This window comes from Bradyrhizobium oropedii, assembly GCF_020889685.1.
GTDB lineage: Bacteria > Pseudomonadota > Alphaproteobacteria > Rhizobiales > Xanthobacteraceae > Bradyrhizobium > Bradyrhizobium oropedii.
Map to the genome: position 1 here is coordinate 38,711 of NZ_JACMYO010000040.1, position 14,238 is coordinate 52,948.

The 14,238-nt window shown below is 58.3% G+C and carries 17 protein-coding genes and 3 pseudogenes; 3 read left to right on the forward strand and 17 right to left on the reverse strand.

The features are described 5' to 3' along the window. Positions 1–486: 486 nt before the first annotated feature. The 16 genes and pseudogenes from H8A95_RS13875 to H8A95_RS13950 form a co-directional block, all read right to left on the reverse strand. A complete protein-coding gene (locus tag H8A95_RS13875; RefSeq protein WP_229167781.1) occupies positions 487–834 on the reverse strand; it encodes a (2Fe-2S) ferredoxin domain-containing protein in 348 nt (115 codons plus the stop codon). A gap of 79 nt (positions 835–913) precedes the next feature. Beyond that, positions 914–1,054: a hypothetical protein gene (locus H8A95_RS13880; RefSeq protein ID WP_229167780.1), complete on the reverse strand. Its 141-nt coding sequence runs from the start codon at positions 1,052–1,054 to the stop codon at positions 914–916. Positions 1,055–1,788: 734 nt separating this feature from the next. Next, positions 1,789–2,234 (reverse strand): annotated as a pseudogene (locus H8A95_RS13885) (Rieske (2Fe-2S) protein). Between the two features lie 18 nt (positions 2,235–2,252). Further along, positions 2,253–2,474 carry a hypothetical protein gene (locus H8A95_RS13890; protein ID WP_229167779.1) on the reverse strand — a complete coding sequence of 74 codons (222 nt, stop codon included), beginning with the start codon at positions 2,472–2,474 and terminating at the stop codon, positions 2,253–2,255. 253 nt (positions 2,475–2,727) lie between these two features. After that, complete coding sequence (locus tag H8A95_RS13895; RefSeq protein WP_229167795.1) at positions 2,728–3,921, reverse strand: DegT/DnrJ/EryC1/StrS family aminotransferase; 1,194 nt, start codon at positions 3,919–3,921, stop codon at positions 2,728–2,730. Positions 3,922–3,926: 5 nt separating this feature from the next. Continuing rightward, positions 3,927–4,196, reverse strand: coding sequence for a hypothetical protein (locus tag H8A95_RS13900; protein WP_229167778.1), 270 nt, complete (start codon positions 4,194–4,196; stop codon positions 3,927–3,929). Positions 4,197–4,229: 33 nt separating this feature from the next. After that, entirely contained in the window at positions 4,230–4,589 is a 360-nt protein-coding gene (locus H8A95_RS13905) for a DUF3024 domain-containing protein (protein WP_229167777.1), read from the reverse strand. Positions 4,590–4,601: 12 nt separating this feature from the next. Further along, positions 4,602–4,841, reverse strand: a complete 240-nt coding sequence (locus H8A95_RS13910) for a nitrogen fixation protein NifZ (protein ID WP_229167776.1) — start codon at positions 4,839–4,841, stop codon at positions 4,602–4,604. Continuing rightward, positions 4,838–5,158 carry a nitrogen fixation protein NifZ gene (locus tag H8A95_RS13915; protein ID WP_229167775.1) on the reverse strand — a complete coding sequence of 107 codons (321 nt, stop codon included), beginning with the start codon at positions 5,156–5,158 and terminating at the stop codon, positions 4,838–4,840. Before H8A95_RS13915 ends, H8A95_RS13910 begins: the two co-directional genes overlap by 4 nt. Before the next feature lie 111 nt (positions 5,159–5,269). Continuing rightward, positions 5,270–5,536, reverse strand: a complete 267-nt coding sequence (locus H8A95_RS13920) for a hypothetical protein (RefSeq protein WP_229167774.1) — start codon at positions 5,534–5,536, stop codon at positions 5,270–5,272. Positions 5,537–5,696: 160 nt separating this feature from the next. Next, positions 5,697–5,921, reverse strand: a complete 225-nt coding sequence (locus tag H8A95_RS13925) for a 4Fe-4S binding protein (RefSeq protein WP_229167773.1) — start codon at positions 5,919–5,921, stop codon at positions 5,697–5,699. Between the two features lie 9 nt (positions 5,922–5,930). Continuing rightward, the gene (nifB, locus tag H8A95_RS13930; RefSeq protein WP_376711688.1) at positions 5,931–7,433 is read right to left on the reverse strand and encodes a nitrogenase cofactor biosynthesis protein NifB; all 1,503 of its coding nucleotides are present in this window, start codon (positions 7,431–7,433) and stop codon (positions 5,931–5,933) included. A gap of 389 nt (positions 7,434–7,822) precedes the next feature. Then, the gene (locus tag H8A95_RS13935; RefSeq protein ID WP_229167771.1) at positions 7,823–8,686 is read right to left on the reverse strand and encodes an SIR2 family NAD-dependent protein deacylase; all 864 of its coding nucleotides are present in this window, start codon (positions 8,684–8,686) and stop codon (positions 7,823–7,825) included. Beyond that, entirely contained in the window at positions 8,683–8,907 is a 225-nt protein-coding gene (gene nifT, locus H8A95_RS13940) for a putative nitrogen fixation protein NifT (RefSeq protein ID WP_229167770.1), read from the reverse strand. Before nifT ends, H8A95_RS13935 begins: the two co-directional genes overlap by 4 nt. Continuing rightward, positions 8,904–10,112 carry a cysteine desulfurase NifS gene (gene nifS / locus H8A95_RS13945; RefSeq protein WP_229167769.1) on the reverse strand — a complete coding sequence of 403 codons (1,209 nt, stop codon included), beginning with the start codon at positions 10,110–10,112 and terminating at the stop codon, positions 8,904–8,906. The genes nifT and nifS overlap by 4 nt, the downstream gene beginning before the upstream one ends. Before the next feature lie 158 nt (positions 10,113–10,270). Further along, on the reverse strand, positions 10,271–10,591 hold the full coding sequence (locus H8A95_RS13950; protein WP_229167768.1) for a HesB/IscA family protein: 321 nt from the start codon (positions 10,589–10,591) through the stop codon (positions 10,271–10,273). A gap of 272 nt (positions 10,592–10,863) precedes the next feature. Between H8A95_RS13950 and H8A95_RS13955 the strand changes: the two genes are divergently transcribed. Next, entirely contained in the window at positions 10,864–11,454 is a 591-nt protein-coding gene (locus H8A95_RS13955) for a hypothetical protein (RefSeq protein ID WP_229167794.1), read from the forward strand. A 6-nt stretch (positions 11,455–11,460) separates the two neighbouring features. Here H8A95_RS13955 and H8A95_RS13960 read toward each other — a convergent pair whose 3' ends face one another. After that, on the reverse strand, positions 11,461–11,856 hold the full coding sequence (locus H8A95_RS13960; RefSeq protein ID WP_229167767.1) for a Rieske (2Fe-2S) protein: 396 nt from the start codon (positions 11,854–11,856) through the stop codon (positions 11,461–11,463). An 80-nt stretch (positions 11,857–11,936) separates the two neighbouring features. Here H8A95_RS13960 and H8A95_RS13965 point away from each other — a divergent pair. Together H8A95_RS13965 and H8A95_RS13970 are read left to right on the forward strand one after the other, a co-directional pair. After that, positions 11,937–13,180 (forward strand): annotated as a pseudogene (locus H8A95_RS13965) (IS701 family transposase). 154 nt (positions 13,181–13,334) lie between these two features. Beyond that, positions 13,335–14,238 (forward strand): annotated as a pseudogene (locus tag H8A95_RS13970) (IS110 family RNA-guided transposase); the annotation flags it as partial.

Here is a 14,238-nt window from a genome sequence, read left to right on the forward strand (position 1 = left end):
CCGCTTTAGTGCAGTGCGACGGCGAGCGAGATGATGTGTAAAGGACACGTCGTCTCGCCGGAGGCGGGAACCATTCGCGGTATTGCTCTCGCTATGAGCCACGGATGTGGCGGTAAGTGACGGAGCACGCGCAGACCGAGCCAGTAGCGATCAAAACGATCATGCTCATCTTTCTCGGCGATAGCAGAAGCGGCCCCCTGCTTATCGGAGCCGAGAATTCAAGGCGGGTACGCCCCCGTGTGAGAACGACCGTGCTCGCAAGAGACTTGAGCTCAGGGCTCATCGGCCCCGATCATAAGCAGGACTCAGGTCGAGGCTTCCTTCTCACTGGATGGTCCGGATCCAGGGCCATACAAATCAGTAGTCGCGACGTACTGGAAGCGTTAGGGCGCCCGGTCATCGTGAGACATGCCGAGATGCCAGCTGCTGGGCGGATAAGCTGTCCATATTGATGACACCAGGGCAAGCGGCGCTAAAGCGGAGCCTTTAGCTTCGCTTCAGTACCATCACGAGGCGGTCGACACGTTTGCCCTGCTTGAGATGGGAGTCTACGATTTCATCAACGTCTTCTGGCTTAGTCGCGCGATACCAGACCCCGTCTGGATAAACGACCATCAAGGGACCGGAGTTACAAAAGCCAAGGCATCCCGCCACCGTGAAACCGACATCGGCGAGGCCTTGGGCTTCGATTGCCTTACCCATCCGATCCCAGAGGGCCTGCGCCCCAGAAGCGCCGCAGCTGCCGTGCGGATGATCCGGTGGACGCTGCGTGTGGCAGGCAAAGACGTGATGCCTATAAAGTTGAGGAAGCTCGAATTCGGTTTCTGCGTTCATGCGCCTATCCTGCAATCAACGGGCTCCATCAGATGAAAAGAGACAATATCCGGGCGCATCCGCCCCAACAATCTTCTCTTCAGTCGAACGTCCCATTGACCAATTGATCCCTACTAATTCCCACTCGAGCTTGCGAAAGCAGGCGAAATGAGCGGGCGACATAATGATGATTATCGCTGACGATCAGCGACAGATGCTTGCCATCTGAAACAACCGCCATGATCAACTTCAGCGTCGTGATCTTCTTTCTCCGCATCACTTACGCAACCATCTGCCTTCTCCAAGCAAGTTCCGCACCAGATGCGTAGCGCTCGTTTCTGCAACGATCTCATTCTCCGCTCCGGCGCGACTGACAATTATGCCGGGCTTGCGACAATGTCGTCCTCTGTGTGATGCATGACAAATGTCGCATCGCGTGTGACACTCTCCCGCTTCAGCCTTTCGCAGTTCGTCCGCAGCACGCGCACGTGCCCGTTAATGCATTCGACCTTGGCCGTCGCCGTCGGCTGACCGTGGTGGCGGCACTCGCTAAGGGCATCGCATGAACGGAGGCTTGGCATTGCAATTGCTACGACCGCTTCAGAGGTCGCCCAAGAATCGCGACACAGGATCGTCATTCCTCCAGACCAAACGGTCCTGTCAGTCTGGGTCCCCCCCATTTCACCCAGCCCAGACGGTGGCCTCGGCGAACTTATAACCGCCGAGGGCATTTCCTTCGCGAAGATTCTATCCCCCGGCAGCAATGGCCTTACTGGCTCCATTTGGTGAGCTAGCGCCAGGGCACCTCGTTGGTGTCGCGAAGATCGCGGTTGCTGTTCGGAATCCAGCGGCCTGACCCGTTTTGCCATTCAGTTCAACGCATTGACGCGGGTCCGCGCCAGGACTGATGAGTACGATGGCTCTATTCGGCGATGCGCCCGAGGCGACTTGAGCAACGGCCAAGTGATACGCCTGTTAATCGGGATGGATCGTAATATCCATGATTTCGTCGGTGTCCTCAGACGGGTCGTAAAACCGATCGTCCTCCAACAGCCTGACGCCGCACAGGCACACGTCACCGTCGATGATGGCGAGCGCGACAGGCTCAAGCGCTTGTCCATTGCAGGGACCCTCGATGCATAGCCCAGTGTCGATCTCAAATCTCGCACCGTGCCTGCCGCATCTGAGAAAGGATCGGTCAGAGGAGAAAACTCGCCGGAGCCGATGTTGAGCCAAAAGCTGCCATGCGGACAGCGATTGACGTACCCTAAATAGTCGTCGCTGAAAGTGCGAACCACAACAATCGGAAACGGCCGGCTCTCGCCGCTGTCGTCGAGTCGCGACAAGTTAAAGCCCCTGGCGCCACTCCGCTCGATGGCGTCGGCCGCACAGACGGCGAACACCTCGATCTGATCACTCATCGGCCGATCATCCCTTGCTCATCCGGGCCTCGCAGTTTCCTGCTTGAAGGCTTCGACCGCTGTCCGGGCCAGTTGAAAAACACCGCGGCCACGAGCGAGCGGCCGATAAGTCGAGCCCGCACGAGTGTTGAGAACATCAAACCATTGCTTCGGCGTGAGCTTCGCCGGGCGCTCGCTGATGTGAACCACCCTCCCGTTCGGAGCAAAGCGGACGTGAATGATGACTTGTTGCGAGTTCATTGCAACTCCCTATTTGGCCTGCGTTAAAGACCCGAGCCGAAACTGAGGATCTGAATTGTGATGAGCTCGGTTTCCAGCGGCTTGGCGCCTGCCCTCGAGCCGTGGATTTCAGACCGCGCCTCGCTACTTTCGAGCAGGTCTTCTTCGCGCTCACGGGCCAGCCCTCGATCGCGTTCCTCATCTTGCGCGATGACGCAAAACTACGATCGTCGCCATTCAATCCTCATCCTTCCGTGTGGTGGATGACGCCATCTCAGTAGATCGCTGCACCCGCGCCCACGTTAATCGACGCATCTTTCATGGTCTCGACAATGAACTCGATCTTGTTGTTCGTGAGATGGGTGTGAAACGGCAGCGCCAGGGCGCGATCGGCGACCTTTTCCGTAACCAGGAAATCGCCACGTCGATAGCCGAGGTCGAAATAGTGGCGTTGCAAGTGCAGCGGGTGGCTATAAGCGGCGGATTCAATTTTGGCAACGCGCAGATCATCGACAATGGCGTCGCGGTCGGATCGCGTGAAGCGCGTTCCCAGATGGACGAGATAGAGCAACCAGTTCACCTCGGTCACATGAGCGGCAACGTAAGGCGGCTTAATGCCTTCAAATGATTGCATATGCGCGCTGTAGAGCTGCTCCACCAGCCGGCGACGCTCCAGGATTTCATCGAGACGCTTGAGCTGCGCCAGCCCCAAGGCTGCCGTGAGATCGCTCATGCCGGCCTGGTACGGTGCTGTGGCACCGACGATCACCGAGGAGCGCTCGTCCAGGCGGTGGGCGCGATAGCGACGCAAGCCAACCGCGAGGTCAATATCGTCCGTTACCACCATTGCGCCTTCGCCACAGCTTAGGGCCAAGGGTTGGGCAAAGTCGAAGACCGCCAGGTCGCCAAACCGCCCGACTAGCTCACCCTTGTACCGCGATCCGATTGCTTCGGTGGAATCCTCCAAAAGCGCCAGGTGATGGTGCTGCGCGATCGCCCGCAGTTCCGACCACGGCGCGGGATGGCCGTTGGGATTACCGGCGACAATCGCTCGCGTGTTGGCTGTGATGCGCTCTTCGGCTTTGTCTGGGACTAATGTTCCCGACCAATAGTCGATGTCGGCAAAAACCGCCCGTGCACCTGCAAGACCGATCGCATGGACTGTCTCGCGGAAGCAATAGGGCGAGGCGATGACCTCCTGCCCTGGCCCGATGCCGAGCGCCTTGAGCGCCAGCAGGAGCCCGATGGTGCCGCTCGATGCCGCAACGGCATATTTGCGGCCAAGATAGGCCGCAAAAGCGTGCTCGAACGCCTCAGTAGCCCGCCCATTGGAGATCTGCGGCGAGCACAGAAGCGTTTCCACGGCGGAAAGCTCGGCGAAGCTGATATCGGGATCCGACAGTGGAATGACGGATGTATGTGCCTCCCCCCTGTCCGCGCTATCAAGCCGATGTTCTGCCAGTTCAATCCCGCTCACCGCGCAGCATTCCTCTTCGCCAACACGATACCGGTCGCCCGCTTCGGATCGGCCGTAATCTGCACGCAGTGATCCGCCCCGTCGAGCAAATGTAGGTCGAAACGAGGAAACTGCCGGAACGGCTGATCCGTCACATCCGACGCATCGCAGCGAACGCATGCAAGCTGCGGAAAGCGGCGCCGCAGCTCGACAAGGGAGCCCGTGTCGACGCCATCAGCCGCAAGCAGCCGTTCGATTTCGATCAGTTCCTCCGCAGTGAGCGCCATCGTGGCTCCTCTATCACTCGCCGAAGGCGGTCGTCATTGCCAGAACAGACGCTCCGGATCTGCGTTCAATTCGTCGATTGCTGAAGTCAGGCGGTGGTAAAGGCTGTAAAATTCCCAGATTCCTCGCGCGTGGTTCTTGCAAAACACCTTCCAGACTCCGCTCACGGTATCATAAAGAATCAGCGCGACATCAACGAGACCGCCATCCTTGTCGATATTGGGCGAGCAACAGGGGCTCTCGATCAGATAGCCACCCTTCACCGGCGTCACGTTCGGCGAGACATAGAGATAGCGCTTGCGCGAGCTCAAGCCGCGCTCGATCCGCTTACGATCCAGCTCGTTTGGGTGAGGGACCAGCCCAGTCTTTACCTTTCTCATCAGCCCGGCATTCATCGCGAAAGTCCCTCAAAGCGCTGTGATTTCCTCTTCAAGACAGCCAATGAGCAGCTGCTCACCAAAATCGACCGTATAGATCGGCACGTCCGCTTCGGTATGGATAGCGACCCTGACGATCTCGCCGGCTGCTCCGGCGCCGAGCACGAGCCCCTCGGGCTCGGTATTGGGAAAAGAGCCATCGTTGATGAGGTCGACTACGGCCTTAACGCGCTGGCCCCGCCGATATTTCGGAAAGCGGACCTCGGTCATGACATAGCCTCTTCCGGCAATGGCAGATCATCGATCTCCTCGTATGCGTCCACCGCCTCAAGCTCCTTGCACTTCATGCCAACGCGGTAGCCGGTTTCGAGAAACTCGACGCCGTAAATGTAGAATTGCTGCACGAACGTGCCGATCGAGACGACGTAACCCACCTCTCCCTTCTTGACCAATATCTCGCCAATCTCCTTGCCGCGATATGTGCCATCGTTGCGGATGGTGCGATTGGCGCGCACCTTTTCGCTAAAGCTGAAGGCAGGCGGCCCGCTGAGCTCGACGACCTCGCTGTCGCGGACAATTTTATTCATACACCGTCTCCTCGTGGACACGCAGGGACGCTGCCGTACCAGCGCAAGCGAGGTCCTGCATCGAATTGTTCTTATCTCCATCTGCCGATTCACCAGCGGCAATGCAGCGCGCTACTTCATAATAGACGTGCTGGCCATGATCACGCTGCGCGGAGCAGTTAACGCCTCCGGCGACAGTCGCTGTATATTCTCGAGTTGCATCGAGGCGTCCGGGTCGTTCGCTATGGCTAGCGGCCACTCATTGGAGACACCGCGTGCCACGATGTAGCGGAACTCAACCTCCTCATAGCTCATCAATCGGTCGAGCAGCTGCGGCGCGATGTGGCGCGCCACGGCGCGACTAAGCTCATAGGTATGGCCGGCCAGCATCAGCGTCACTCGCTTGCATCAACCGGAGTCCCGGCCCGGATGGCGAGGCTGCGATGGCCCCTCCTTTCGCAGCCGCAGAACCAAGCGCACGGCCCTGCGCCGCATTCCCGCGTACGGTTTCGTTCACATCATCAAGCGGCGGCGGCGATCCGTTCATGGAGCTCACCCTTTAGGCTGGCGCCTGGTAACGCGGCAAGGACGCGTCAATGATGCAGGTATTGTCAACCGGACAGGCGGCGACACATTGCGGCTCGTCGAAATAGCCAATGCATTCGGTGCATTTTGCTGGTTCAATGACGAAGCTCCCCGCCTTCTCCGAGATTGCAACGTTCGGGCATAAGGGTTCGCAGGCTGAGCAGCTCGTACATTGCGAGGCGATGATCTTGAATGGCACACAACCTCCCTACGCCGCAGAGATCGGGGCTCCCTGCCGAATCGAAGCATCGCCGCGCTTCACGTGCTGGATCTCACCGCTTTTCACCCTGTCGAGATAGGACCGGAACCAGGCGACCGCCGACTTATCGATGAAGTCATGCGCGTATTGATCGACCGGCTCGATTCCAGCCTTGATCAGATTGCTTTTCGGGCTGCCGCCGATTTTGGCCACAAACACCGCATGGCAGTCGTTGATGCCGCGGATAATGGTCGAAAGCCTATCGTCCTCGTCATAGCCGCCCTGGCAGTAGACGTCTACCCGGCGGTGGCCAACGAATTTTGTGCCGGAAGTGGAAAGTTCGTAGACCTGGAATTCCTTCGCATGTCCAAAGTGCTCGTTGATTAGCCCCGAGCCTTTGGTTGCGACTGCCACCAGAAGCGAGATCTCACTCGTCTTCCCAGCCAATCTCCCGAGCTCCTCTTTACTGGCCGCGGCTTTGGCGGCCCGCTCATCCTCTACGCGGTCTTGATAGGCCTTGCGTATCTCGAGGTCATATTCGACGTCCATCTTTATGACCTCATCGGTGGTAAACTCTGCGCTGCGATCCTCTCCGAGCAGACCCACAGCATCGGCCCGGCACTGACGGCAGTGGCGCATCATATTCATCTCCCCTTCACAAGCATCTTGCAGCGCCTTCAATTCCTGCGCCGTCGGCCCACGCTGACCGTTGAGGCCAAATACTGTACCGTACTCGGGTGCGGAGATCAGCGGCATGATATTGTGAAGGAAGGCGCCGCGCGACTTCACCGCTTTGTTGACCTCGACCAGGTGATGGTCGTTGATTTGCGGGATCATCACAGAGTTGACCTTACACAGGATCCCCCGCTCACTAAGCATCTGCAGGCCTTGCAGCTGGCGATCGGTGAGTATCCTTGCCGCGTCGATGCCGGTATAGCGCCTGTGGTTGAAGAAGATCCAAGGATAGATCTTGGCGCCGATTTCGGGATCGATCATGTTGATGGTGATCGTGACATGGTCAATCCCGGACCTGGCGATGACGTCAACATAATCTGGCAGGCTCAGCCCATTGGTTGATAGACACAGCTTAATGTCCGGAGCCGCTTTGGCGACGAGTTCGAACGTCTTGAACGTCTTTTCGGGATTGGCCAGCGGATCGCCGGGACCGGCGATGCCGAGCACGGTCATCTGGGGAATGGTGGCCGCGACCGCAAGCGCTTTCTTGACCGCCTGCTCAGGCGTGAGCTTCTCGCTCACCACGCCCGGACGTGATTCGTTGGCGCAGTCGTATTTGCGGTTGCAGTAATTGCACTGGATGTTGCAGGCTGGCGCCACCGCGACGTGCATGCGGGCGTAATGATGATGCGCCTGTTCGCTGTAGCAGGGATGGTTCTTTACTTTTTCCCAGATCGCGGTCGGCAGATCGCCTTGCCCCGCCCGCGAGCCGCAACTCGCTTGGCCGATGCTGGACGAGCTGCGGCAGCCCTTATGCATGGCGGCTGGCTGCAGCATCTTGCTGGCATCTACCGCAGCTTTGGCATATTTTCCGCGCCCGACGACCGCGTTCATTTCCATTTCTCCATGCAGGCAATCATCGGCTTCCTAGGACCAGCCCCGAGAGAGCCTTAAGAAGAGCAGTAGCAACTCACATGCCACGGCGGAAACGATGACATTGCAGCCATACGCCAGAGAGTTAGCGGGAACACCAACCCAACGCATGCAGGAACGGCAATGATGCGTATGTCAGAAACGCGACAAGTACGTCCTGTTCTGACGCAGAGCTCCACGGCTGTTGCATTCATTCACGCGCTCAGCCCGGGCGCCATCTCTATTGCCCTTGATGCGATGCAGCCTCTCACAACAGGCCGATGCGAGCTGGAGGATCCGGCTTCGCAACGCCGCTAATGGGTGAGCAGTATCTCGACCGCGAGAGGCAGTCCAATCGCAAGCGGTGTCAAGCCTTGCTCGCGCAGAAAACGGAGCTCATTGCGTGAGAGCGCATCCAGATCAACGATCGCATAGTGGGTGTTGGCCGACCGCTTGATGATTTGCCGGGCGTAGCTACGCAACAGCTGATCGTTAAAGCGACAACCGATGAAGAGAAAGCTCTGTCCGATCCGCCTTGCCTTGATGATGTCCGGAACCGGTGTCTGGACGTCGATTTCGGTTAGCACCTCGACGTAGTCAGCATCGGAAATCAGGAAGTTCTTTGCCGGCTGCACGCCGCCGTGCCGCTTATACAGCACCGTCGCCCAGCTGTCCGCCACGACACTTTCGACCTCTTGGCCAACCGAGTCATAAAAGCGATACCAGCGATTCTCGCCAATGCCGACGCGGGTGATACCTTGCACTTCACCCCATCCATCGCGCTTATCCAGCGCCGCGCGCATCGCCCCATCATACCATGTGTCAACTATGATGGGCAGCGAAAGAGACGCAAGATGATCGTGCAACCTGGTCGGCTCGACCGGACGAGCGAAGGCCTGCGCCATCAATGCCGTCACGGTGGAGCGATGTTTGCTGATCTCGATGTGCTGCGCCGCGGCCCATGCATTGCCCTTAGCCCGCCGCGGCAGCGCAACCTTGTTGGCGAAGAAGTCAGACAACGCCTCGGGCGTCGTCGGCACATCGGGTCTGGACAGTTCGGCGAGCCCAGGACCGAGATAGGGAACAACGCTCGCGGCCCTCAGCCCGGCAGCAACGTTCGCTAAAATGGCCTTAGCGTCGGTCGCGTCGACAACATCGACCTGCGGGGTCGCCTTCACGGATCGTCACCGTTCTCGCCCCGTTTCTTGGCATTGACTGTTACCGGCAAGAGCGTATCGCTCCCCATCTCCGGCAAATCGAGTACCCAACCATTAGCTATTTTGATCCAGCCGCCCCATAGCGTCTCGTGCTCGGATTCCACGATCGGCTCTTCGAGATCCTTTTTCGGCACGTAGATCGACAGGCCCGCGTCCGGCGAGCGGCGGATCATGATCTTCACGAGCTCAACTCCCTCGATTGCGGCGCATAGTCGGCCAGACTGGCAGATTCCCGCGAGTTGGCGCGCAGGCGAGCCACGATGTCGGACAGTATGCACACTACCTCGTCGACGTCGGCGAAAGAGGTTTCACGCGACAGAGAGAAGCGCACCGCGCCGCGCATGCTCCGCGCCGGTACCTGCATAGCGCGCAGAACATGTGATGGCTCCATTGAGCCGGAGTTGCAAGCTGATCCGAGCGACACGGCAATGCCCGCACGATTGAGATGATGGACGATTGCTTCGCCTTCGAGATCATCGAAAGCGATATTGGCCGTGTTCGTTAGCCGGTTTCTGACATCGCCGAGCGCCGCGCACTCGCCATTGTGCAAAATCGCCTGCTCCAAGCGGTCTCGCAACGCACCAATGCGAACACGTTCCGGCTCGAGCCGCTCCAACGCCAGTTCCGCCGCTTTTCCAAGGCCGACGATGCCGGGGATATTCTCAGTTCCGCCGCGGCGCCGACGTTCTTGTGATCCGCCCCAGATCAGCGGTTGGAATTTTGTCCCTTTGCGCAGATAGAGCGCGCCGATCCCTTTCGGGCCATGCAGCTTATGCGCTGAAAGCGACAGCATGTCGATCGCACTGTCCTTTAGGTCGACATGTAACTTTCCGATAGCCTGGACCGCATCTGTGTGAAACAGCGCGCCTGCCTCACGGGTCAACCCGGCTAGAAACTCCACCGGAAAAATCGTACCAGTCTCGTTGTTGGCCCACATGATCGAGGCGACCGCCGTGCGGGGCCCGAGCGCGCAGCGAAAGGCCTCGATGTCGAGCCGGCCGCGGGAATCTACGGGTACGATATGCGTCTTGACGCCTCGCGTCGCCAACTGCTCGACCAGCGAAAGGATGGCGGAATGCTCAACCGAGGTGGTGACGATCTCGTCGCGGTCCTCCTGGGTTGCAAGCGCCGAGAGGATGGCGGCGTTATTCGCCTCGGTCCCACCGGAGGTAAAAACGTTCTCATGATCGTGGTCGTTGCCCAACAGATCCTGCAGGCTGCGGCGCGCCTGCTTCAGCGCGGCTGCGACCTCACCGCCAAAGGCATGGCTGGATGACGCATTGCCGAATTGCTCGGTGAAGAATGGCAACATAGCTTGCACGACGGACGGATCGGTCCGGGTCGTCGCATTGTTATCGAGATAAATCGGCACTTGATCTGCACTCAACCTTGAGCCTCGGCTGCGGCAGCAACCGGGATTAAGCGGACGAATTCGCCGAGCCTATTGGACTACGGCGCGAATGCGTAGTTCTCGGCCGTTCGTGGCGGCCAGGCAATTGCTTCAGTTGCTCTGGTTCGGCCAGCATGCTTGACGTCTATTCTTTATTAGCTGAACGATTTTCCGCAGGAGCAGCTCGAGGTGGCGTTCGGGTTGTGAAAGGTGAAGCCTGGGCTCTCCAGCGCCATCACGAAATCGATGGTTGCGCCGACCAGATGCTCATGGCTCTTGTTGTCGACAAACACCTTCAGGCCGCCGCACTCGATCACTTTGTCGTCGGGCTTCGGTTCCTCGGCCAGACCCATCATGTATTTGAGCCCGTTGCAGCCGCCTGCCTCGACCATAATGCGCAGACCACTTGCTGGCTGCGTCGATGATGAAATCGCGCTCTTGACCGCATTCACCGCGCTATCCGTCAGGTTGATCATGGCTTATCCTCCATCTTCTTAGGACTAACTGCTTATGGCAAATCATATGCCAGCGTGCCCCGTTTGATGATGCTTTCTTTTTCGGATCGTGCCTGTTGGCTTTGGAACTTGTGTCGAATTTCCGACAAGGCTGCTTGAGGCGGTCTGAGCCCATTTACGCCTTTTCCTTCCAAGCTATGTCGACGACCGCTGCGTATGGGCGGCAAGCAATTTGCATTGCGTCTCGCACCGGCCAAGGCGTCGGTGAAACGCTTAGATCGAGGACGATTTTAATGACTACAATCGAGAACACCGCGCTCGGCAGACTTGAGAAGGAAGGCCGCCTGCTCAATGCCGTATTCAAAGGCGGGACTATTAAGCCTGGGCGGTTCGGCTTTCGCGGCGACATCGCACTGAAATTCCAGACCCAGGTCGCGGACGAGAAGCGGCCGCCGGACTATTCGATCGAGCAGGTTTTGACAATCGCGCAGAGCGGAGAACGAGTCATTCCGGTGCTGGCCGGCTATCTGCATTCGTTCGCGTATCTTGCCGACGTTGCAGGCGTGCTGGACGGCGCGTTAAGCCCAGACGGCAGCTACTTCATGTTCTGCAACAACATAGATCTGCTGGCGAAATACCGAATCAAGCTTGGTGACGCTATCTTCCACGTCCTACCGTGCGATGAATCCACTGTTTGGAAGGAGATGATGGACCTGGTCGGGGTCAACAAGGACGATATTAGGAAGCTCGATCCAGGTGGCAAGCTCGATTACCTGCTCGATGCGGCAAAGGATCTCGATCTGTCCTATGACGAAATCTCGTACGAAGACGGACTAAAGAGGATGGCCCCCGTGAAAAACCGCAACGAGAACCGGCCGGTCTGACAAGCTTCATTCGTTGTGGGAGGCATCGTCTTCGACGAGACGCACGCCGACGACGCAGATATCACCACCCAGGACTGTTAACGCGATCGGCGTGAGCGCTCCACCCTTACAGGGACCTTCGACGCACCGTCTGGTGCCGAGTTCGAAGGTCGATCCGTGCTTGCCGCACGTCAGCCGAACGCCGTATGGATCGAGGAATTCGTTCCGCTCCCAGTCCAGATTGACGCTGTTGTGCGGGCATTCATTGACATAGCCAAGCATCTTCTTACCCCATCGGACCACAACGATGGACCACGGCCGGTGATTGCCCTCGTCATCGATGACCATAAGGTGGAATCCCATGGCCCGGCGGCTCGGAATATCTTTGAAGCTGCAAATCGCATAGATAGCATCTGGCTGCATTCATGGCTCGTTCAACAAGCACTACTTTGGCAGAATGTTGCTTTTAGCGCTTTTTTTTATTTTCCCGAATCAATTTTTCAATGGCACATGAGTGGTCGGCTCTCGGAGGGCTGACCATGGCGAAGTGGGAAGACGAACTCGAACGCTGGCTGAAGCCGTTCCTGGACCGACTGGGTCATAAGACCTGACAGCGGATGTGCCCCTTGTACGTTGCGGGATTGATCGGCCCTGGCGATCGCAAAAGCGATCAGCCGATCGCAGAACGCCTTGCAACCGGCAACTACGATCAGCTGCACCATTTCATCGCCGATGGCGTCTGGGACGCGACACCGTTGGAATCCGAACTGCTCAACCGGGCGGACCGGCTTGTCGGCGGCAAGGATGCGGTGCTTGTTATTGACGACACGGCAAAGCCGAAGAAGGGCGACCGCTCGGTTGGTGTCGCGGCTCAATATGCGTCCTCTCTGGGCAAAGCGGCAAATTGCCAAACGCCGGTGTCGCTGACACTTGCGCACGGCGAAGTGCCCGTGATGGTCGCCTTGTGTCTCTTTCTGCCCGAGAGTTGGACAGCCAATGTGTCTCGATTGAAGCGTGCTCGCGTGCCGATCGAACACCGAACGGCACGATCCAAGCCGGAAATTGCTTTGGCCGAGGTTGATCGAGCGATGGCAGCCAACGCTGGATGTGTGCTGGCGGACGCAGGATACGGGCTCAGCGCACCGTTTCGGCAAGGGCTAACCGAACGCGGGCTGGCCTGGGCCGTCGGCATTCCTCAAGGTGTATCCGGTTGATGTACAGCTCATTTGGCCGATTACTAAAGTCCGCGGGAAACCACGAAAGCACCACGTACCAGATATCTTATCGATTGCGGCGCTTGGTCTTGCGGATCATCGCACTCTCCGCGGCACTTTCCATCTGGTTCGTTGAGAGCCGCCATCGATCCATCTAAGCACGGTGAACAACGTGCTTCAGGGGAGACGAAATACTGTCTCGCCAACCTCCCTGCGGCGACGGATCTGCGCACACTGGCCGCTACCATCAAGGCACGATGGATTTGTGAGCAGGCGCATCAGCAGTTGAAGGAGGAGCTTGGACTTGATCACTTCGAGGGGCGATCATGGCAGGGCCTCCATCGCCACGCCTTGATGGCAATGATTGCCTACGCCTTCCTGCAGCATCGTCGCTTCGCATACGCGGGGCGGAAAAAAAGAATCAACGGGCCACCGCCTCAACCGACCGTGCCCGCCGTACGTCACGCCATCGTCGACCTCATCCTTCGGCCGCCGCCTCAACGGCGCCCGTATTGCCGAAAATAAATCCTTGAAAAACAGTGGCGCAAACACATTCTGCCAAAGAAGCTAGATGCCGTAATGGGCCCGGCGCCGAGCAAGGGGTCATGATGGTGGCTGCCCCCGATAGATGATGAAAACGGGGTCACGACTTGAGTCGGCCCAAGCATCTAGAGACGGAGGACAGCCGTGGAGAACTATGCCGGAATCGAGTGTCATTGGAACTGTCGAGCGTGTGCGTTGTGGATGCCCAGGGTAAGGTTCTGAAGGAGGCGAAGGTAGCGATCGAACCCGACGCCTTAGTCGAGTTTTTCGAGAGGCTTGGGTTTGCGATAAAGCGGATCGGGCTGGAAGCGGGACCGCTGTCACAATGGCTGCATGCGGGCCTGAAAGGAGCAGGGTTCGAGACGGTTCTGCTCGAAACACGGCATGTGAAGGCCGCATTGGCTGCGATGACGGTGAAGACTGATCGCAAGGATGCGTGCGGGATCGCCCAGTTGATCCGGATGGGATGGTTTCGGCCTGTACACGCAAAGTCGGTCGATGCGCAGGAGGTCCGGGCCCTCCTGATCGCACGTAAACAGCTTCTCGGGCGGCTGATCGACATGGAGTTGAGTATCCGCGGAATCTTGCGTGGCTTTGGGCTGAAGGTGTTGGTCCGGTGACGCGGAAGAATTTCGAAGCGCGGATCCGAGAGTTGGTCGTGGGTCAGGCGACATTGGAGCGCATTGCTACAGTGATGCTTTCGGCACGATCGGCCTTGAAGGCAGTACGGAGGGCTACACAAGGCTGTGCTGGCAATTGTGCGTGACGATGTGGTTTGTCGCCGGTTCATGACAGTGCCGGGCGTAGGTCCCCTGGTGGCTGTTACCTACAAATCGGCGATTGATGATCCTCATCGCATCGTAAAATCGACGGCGGCGGGTGCGGTGTTCGGGCTCACGCCAAGGAAATACCAATCAGGATAAAACGTCACGGGCAGTATCACGCGGGTCGGAGACGAGATCGTACGGACAGCGCTATTGAGGCTGCCAACGTTCTGCTATCGCGCATCACGCGGTTCTCGAAACTCAAGCGTTGGGGGATGGACGTC

What these genes read in the sequence shown, in the direction of transcription:
- H8A95_RS13875 (WP_229167781.1), bottom strand. Translation starts at nt 834, where the DNA reads ATGAACGCAGAAACCGAATTCGAGCTTCCTCAACTTTATAGGCATCAC.
- H8A95_RS13880 (WP_229167780.1), bottom strand. Translation starts at nt 1,054, where the DNA reads ATGGCGGTTGTTTCAGATGGCAAGCATCTGTCGCTGATCGTCAGCGAT.
- H8A95_RS13890 (WP_229167779.1), bottom strand. Translation starts at nt 2,474, where the DNA reads ATGAACTCGCAACAAGTCATCATTCACGTCCGCTTTGCTCCGAACGGG.
- H8A95_RS13900 (WP_229167778.1), bottom strand. Translation starts at nt 4,196, where the DNA reads ATGGCGCTCACTGCGGAGGAACTGATCGAAATCGAACGGCTGCTTGCG.
- H8A95_RS13905 (WP_229167777.1), bottom strand. Translation starts at nt 4,589, where the DNA reads ATGAATGCCGGGCTGATGAGAAAGGTAAAGACTGGGCTGGTCCCTCAC.
- H8A95_RS13910 (WP_229167776.1), bottom strand. Translation starts at nt 4,841, where the DNA reads ATGACCGAGGTCCGCTTTCCGAAATATCGGCGGGGCCAGCGCGTTAAG.
- H8A95_RS13915 (WP_229167775.1), bottom strand. Translation starts at nt 5,158, where the DNA reads ATGAATAAAATTGTCCGCGACAGCGAGGTCGTCGAGCTCAGCGGGCCG.
- nifB (WP_376711688.1), bottom strand. Translation starts at nt 7,433, where the DNA reads ATGCTGCAGCCAGCCGCCATGCATAAGGGCTGCCGCAGCTCGTCCAGC.
- H8A95_RS13950 (WP_229167768.1), bottom strand. Translation starts at nt 10,591, where the DNA reads ATGATCAACCTGACGGATAGCGCGGTGAATGCGGTCAAGAGCGCGATT.
- H8A95_RS13955 (WP_229167794.1), top strand. Translation starts at nt 10,864, where the DNA reads ATGACTACAATCGAGAACACCGCGCTCGGCAGACTTGAGAAGGAAGGC.
- H8A95_RS13960 (WP_229167767.1), bottom strand. Translation starts at nt 11,856, where the DNA reads ATGCAGCCAGATGCTATCTATGCGATTTGCAGCTTCAAAGATATTCCG.